The organism is bacterium (genome assembly GCA_035703895.1).
Taxonomy (GTDB): Bacteria; Sysuimicrobiota; Sysuimicrobiia; order Sysuimicrobiales; family Segetimicrobiaceae; genus Segetimicrobium.
In genome coordinates, this window is record DASSXJ010000251.1 from 1 (window position 1) to 4,377 (window position 4,377).

At 65.3% G+C, this 4,377-nt stretch carries 5 protein-coding genes; 4 read left to right on the forward strand and 1 reads right to left on the reverse strand.

All coding sequences use genetic code 11. The features are described from left to right. On the reverse strand, nt 1–330 hold a 330-nt coding region (locus VFP86_16925; protein HET9001325.1), incomplete at its 3' end, for a RidA family protein. 734 nt (nt 331–1,064) lie between these two features. On the opposite strand from VFP86_16925, the gene VFP86_16930 reads away from it, so the two are divergent. From VFP86_16930 to VFP86_16945, 4 genes are all read left to right on the forward strand, one after another. Then, nucleotides 1,065–1,286 carry a hypothetical protein gene (locus tag VFP86_16930; GenBank protein HET9001326.1) on the forward strand — a complete coding sequence of 74 codons (222 nt, stop codon included), beginning with the start codon at nt 1,065–1,067 and terminating at the stop codon, nt 1,284–1,286. Between the two features lie 62 nt (nt 1,287–1,348). Beyond that, nucleotides 1,349–2,623 carry a hypothetical protein gene (locus VFP86_16935; GenBank protein ID HET9001327.1) on the forward strand — a complete coding sequence of 425 codons (1,275 nt, stop codon included), beginning with the start codon at nt 1,349–1,351 and terminating at the stop codon, nt 2,621–2,623. A 56-nt stretch (nt 2,624–2,679) separates the two neighbouring features. Further along, complete coding sequence (locus tag VFP86_16940) at nt 2,680–3,432, forward strand: hypothetical protein (GenBank protein HET9001328.1); 753 nt, start codon at nt 2,680–2,682, stop codon at nt 3,430–3,432. Nucleotides 3,433–3,678: 246 nt separating this feature from the next. Beyond that, the coding region (locus tag VFP86_16945) for a BTAD domain-containing putative transcriptional regulator (protein ID HET9001329.1) at nt 3,679–4,377 on the forward strand (699 nt) is incomplete at its 3' end.

Consider the following 4,377-nt stretch of genomic DNA (forward strand, 5'->3'; position numbering starts at 1 on the left):
GCTCGCCACGACCACGAACGTGTTTGGCGGGAAGTACGTCTTGTAATACCGCGCGCGGACCTCCGCGATCTTCGCCCGGTACGCTAGGCTCGTCGTATATGTCGTCATCTTCACGACGTCGTCGAACGTCGCCCCGGCGGAGGCCAGGACCGCCTTGAGGTTTTCGAACACCTGCACCGCCTGGGCCTCGACGTCGCCTCTGCCGACGACCGCCCCCTCGGCGTCCTGCGCCACCTGACCAGCGAGAAACACCAACCCTCCGGCCTTCGCCGCGTGCGAGTACCCTGTCGTCTTGTGCACGCCCCGAACGGCCACATCCTCACGCCGCATATCCATCCCTCCCCGGTGAAACGGCTCGAGCAGCGCGTCGCCCCCGCTCGCGGCGACGGCGACACTCTGACGGGCTGTTCAATCTGCGCGGCCCGGACCCCTGGCGTTGCAGCCAATGAGCGCGGCTTCCTCTCCGAGGCTGTCCTGGCTGCCATCCGGGACAGCGCACGAGTGCAGGCGAGCTCCGCGCCTGTCAGTTCCTAGTCTCATCCAACGTCCGTTCGATACGCACGCTGGCCTAAAAGCGAAACGCTTTCGGAACGGCCTGTCTGATACGGAATAACCGTCTCGTCCATGACGGTGATGTGCGCTTACACAAGCATCGTCATAAGGGGAGGGGAGATTATGTGTCGTTTGGTGACAGCCGTGCTTCTCGCGGGGGTTTTGCTTATGTCGATGTACGTCCCCACAATGTCCTACGCGGCCAGCCATGGTGGAACCCATGGCGGCGGTGGGGGAGGTCATAAATCTGTCCCCCTGAACGATCCCGGCATGTTAACGTACGCGCTTGTGGTTGGAATTAGCATTGCCTCTGTTGTGGTGATGTTGACTGGGCGGGTACCGAAGGACCCGTAAAGCGTCAACGATTACCAGCACGAGGGCGGGAGCGGGTCAAGGCGTTCTGACTCGCTCTCCCCTTTTTGTCCTTCGCGCGGTCGTCTCCCCACTCCAGCCGTGAGGTATCCCACGGGCCTCATTCGGGAATCCCGCGGACGTGGACGCGTGAGCCGCCCATGATCCAGGACCACCCCGAACCGCCGACGGGTACCTCGTCGACATTGTTTACCGTTCGGATTTGGACAGAATCCTTCGACGGCGAAGCCGAGTGGCGCGGCAAAGTGCAACACCTGCACAGCGGCGGGGCCGGGTACTTTCGCGGCTGGCAGATGCTCGTGGAATTTATCGAGGCGATCGTGACGAGACGGGCCGAGCGCGGGGGGCACGAACAGTCATGAACGGCTCGATGGGGGAGGAGCCAAGGGTCTCCCCCGATGGCAGGCTGTGTGGGGGTGGGACGATGACGCGGTGGACGCGGAAGGTGTTCTTATGCGCGAGTCTGGTCGGGATGATGGCGTCCCTGATCGGGGCGGACCTCTATCGCGCGCAGGCGCAGCCGGTCACGGGGCTGGATGCCAATCCCTTCCTGGATCTCTTCCCTTCACTGCGGACCGCGCCGGCCCCGGATTGGCTCCAGCCAGGGACAAGGCTCACGTACTACAGCATCGCGGGCTCTATTGTCGGAGGAAAGCACCGGTACATCGAAGATCCTCAGGGGAACTGGCGGGACCCGATCACAGGCAAACACTACCGGCAAGAGGAAGTCGCGGGCGGCGGGGGCGGCGTCTCGGGACACGGGTACACGCAGATAAATATTGCGCTGCTGAACAGGGCCGTCGCCCTACTCGATGTTCGCAGCTACGGGATCACCGGGACCAGCGGGCCGCCCGTGATCCTCTCGCAGGCCGGGGCCGTTGGATTGCCGGGAGCGGGAGGAGACTTCTGGCTGAACCCCAGCGTCCTCCGCGGGCTCGCCGGTATCAACTCGACGAACCTGAAGATCTTCCTCGGCCCGTACCAGATCAATGGCCGGCGCTACAAAGCCGTCTGGATACACTCCGGAGGCGCAACGTGGGTCTATGACACCAACACGGGGGTCCTGCTGCACAGCGGGAGCGAAGGTCACGGTGCCGACATCCAGGGGCCGCTCGCGCGGGGAGACTCCCGCCAGGGCGCCACGTTCATTGGTCAAAACACCCTGGTGGACATGCGCACGACGCACCTTCCGTGGGCGTTTGCGGGGGCTCCAGACTGGGTGGCGCGCGTCAGAGTCCTGCGTTACCAGGGCTCAGCGGGTGTGCACGTCCCCGGGTCGCCGATGTTTCCGACACCGATCTCCACAACATACGAGCGGCGGGACGGCGGCGCCAACTGGGTCCGTTACCGGCAAACGGTCGTCCAAGCCGCCCCGAGCGGGCTCCCGCCAAACACCGCGCAGGCCGAGCTCGTCTTCGGTCCCGCCCAACTAGGCGGGCTCTGGATTGCGCCGAGGGCGCTGGCCCAGCTGCGCAGCGGCCAGATCTTGGATGCGGACCCGGTGACGCGCGTGACCGCCTCCGTGGGGCGGATCGGCCGGATCCCCTCAGGGCGCGTGGCCGTCACCATCACGGAGTCGGGCGCGGGAGAACAGATCGACTATGCCTATGACGCCAACAGCGGGATGCTGCTGTCGGTCCACACCTTCAACCGGGTGCTCAACGCGGAGATCCAAATGAGCCTCGTCTCCGCTCAGTAGGGCGGCACACGGGGCCAGTGATCTTTTGGGGAAGAGGGGTGGTGGGGATGAAGGGTGTGGGGACCATTTGGCTCATCGCGTTGGTGATGGGATCGGCCGTCGTGGCGTACGCCGCCATCCCGAATGATGGGGGGCGCACCTGGAAGACGAATCCTGAGGCCTACCGCCTCGGCTTTGCCGCCGGTGGGGCCGACATGCTGGCAATGCTCGACACCGACTTCCGGTACAAATCCCTCGCTCTGCAACAGAGCCAAATCCGCTCCATGTCGGAATGCGTGGCCCGAGAGGCCAGCCTGAGTGCACTACAGAACGCTGTGGAAGAATACATCGTCAAGAATCCGCTCCCCCCGCCGCCCCACTCCCCCAAGGACTTTCCCGTTGTGACGGCCGATCTCAGCGACGTGCTCCTCGAATGCAAACGAAGCGGACCGGCTTCGGGGGGCGCGAGAGCGAGCGAAGTCGGATATCGCACAGCGGACAAGCTGCGGATCGGAGGCGTTGGGCGCCATGCAGCACGCGCGTACGTCACGGAAGCGGAGTGGAGCCCCGCGGCTCCACCTGCATTCCGGAACGGGTACGTCGCGGGCGCCGCAAATATGCTGCGGCAGGTGGCAAGCCTTCTGCAAAAGGAGCCGGCGGACGAGGTGCGCCAGAAGGTACAAAAGGCCGGCGCGTGCGTCGGGTCCAAGTACAACACGCTCGCGACGCTGCACGGCCGTCTGGACACAGAAGTCAGCAAAGATGTGGCGGGCGGCCACAACTACACCATCGCGTCAACGCTGTACGTCGTGCTCGTCGATTGCCGTTAACGGCGGGCAACCCATGGTGACCACAGACCGCACGGTTTTCCCTCGACCCTGGACTTGCGCGCATCACCGGCATGTAGCGGCCCCGCCCATGCCGAAGTGTGCGAGATCGGACGGATGGCCGGGTGCAGGCGGCCGTCGGTTGCCGACGGCGATGACGGGTGGGGCATGTCAGAACGGGCAGACCGCAACCGTAGGAGTCCTCAAGAACCGGTCGGGGTATCCATCCGGCTGTTAGGCGGCTTTCAGTTGCTGAAAGGCGAACAGCCGTACCACCGGCATGCCTCCGGTCGAGCGGTCTCACTCCTGGCCTTGCTGATCCTGAAACGGAGTATCCCGCAGTCCCGCGCGGCTCTGGCCGGGCTGCTCTGGCCGGACACGGACGAGGGGCAGGCGCGGACCAACCTCCGCAAGCTCATCTTCGAGTTACGGCGTCTGCTCCCTCGTACCTCCTCCCTTCGGCTCGACCGCGACACGCTGGAATGGGCCGCGGACTCGGAATGCGACGTGGACGTGGAAGCGTTCGAGCGGATCGCGGCCCACGCCGCATCGATGGAAGAGCTGGAAGCCGGGATCGCGCTCTACCGGGGAGACCTGCTTCCCGGCTGCTACGATGAGTGGATCCTCGCCGAGCGTGAGCGCCTGGGGCAAGTGTACGCCAGCCTGCTGGAGCGCTTGGTCGCCGCGTTGGAGGCGCGACGCGCATTCCGGCCGGCGCTTGCCTACGCCGGGCAGCTGTTGGGCCGCGATCCGTTGCGGGAGGAGACCTACTGCCTCTTGATGCGGCTGCACGGCCACCAACGAGATCGAGCGGGCGTCACCCAGGTCTACCGGCGGTGCGTCGCGATTCTGCGCAAAGAGCTCGACGTGCCGCCGAGCGCCGCCACCGAGGAATTGTATGCCAGGCTCAGCGGCGCCGGAGCCGAGCCGCACGCCCCTGTGTTGACG

Bases quoted from the DNA above. Each gene is read 5' to 3' on its own strand.
- VFP86_16930 (HET9001326.1), top strand. From the start codon at position 1,065: ATGATCCAGGACCACCCCGAACCGCCGACGGGTACCTCGTCGACATTG.
- VFP86_16935 (HET9001327.1), top strand. From the start codon at position 1,349: ATGACGCGGTGGACGCGGAAGGTGTTCTTATGCGCGAGTCTGGTCGGG.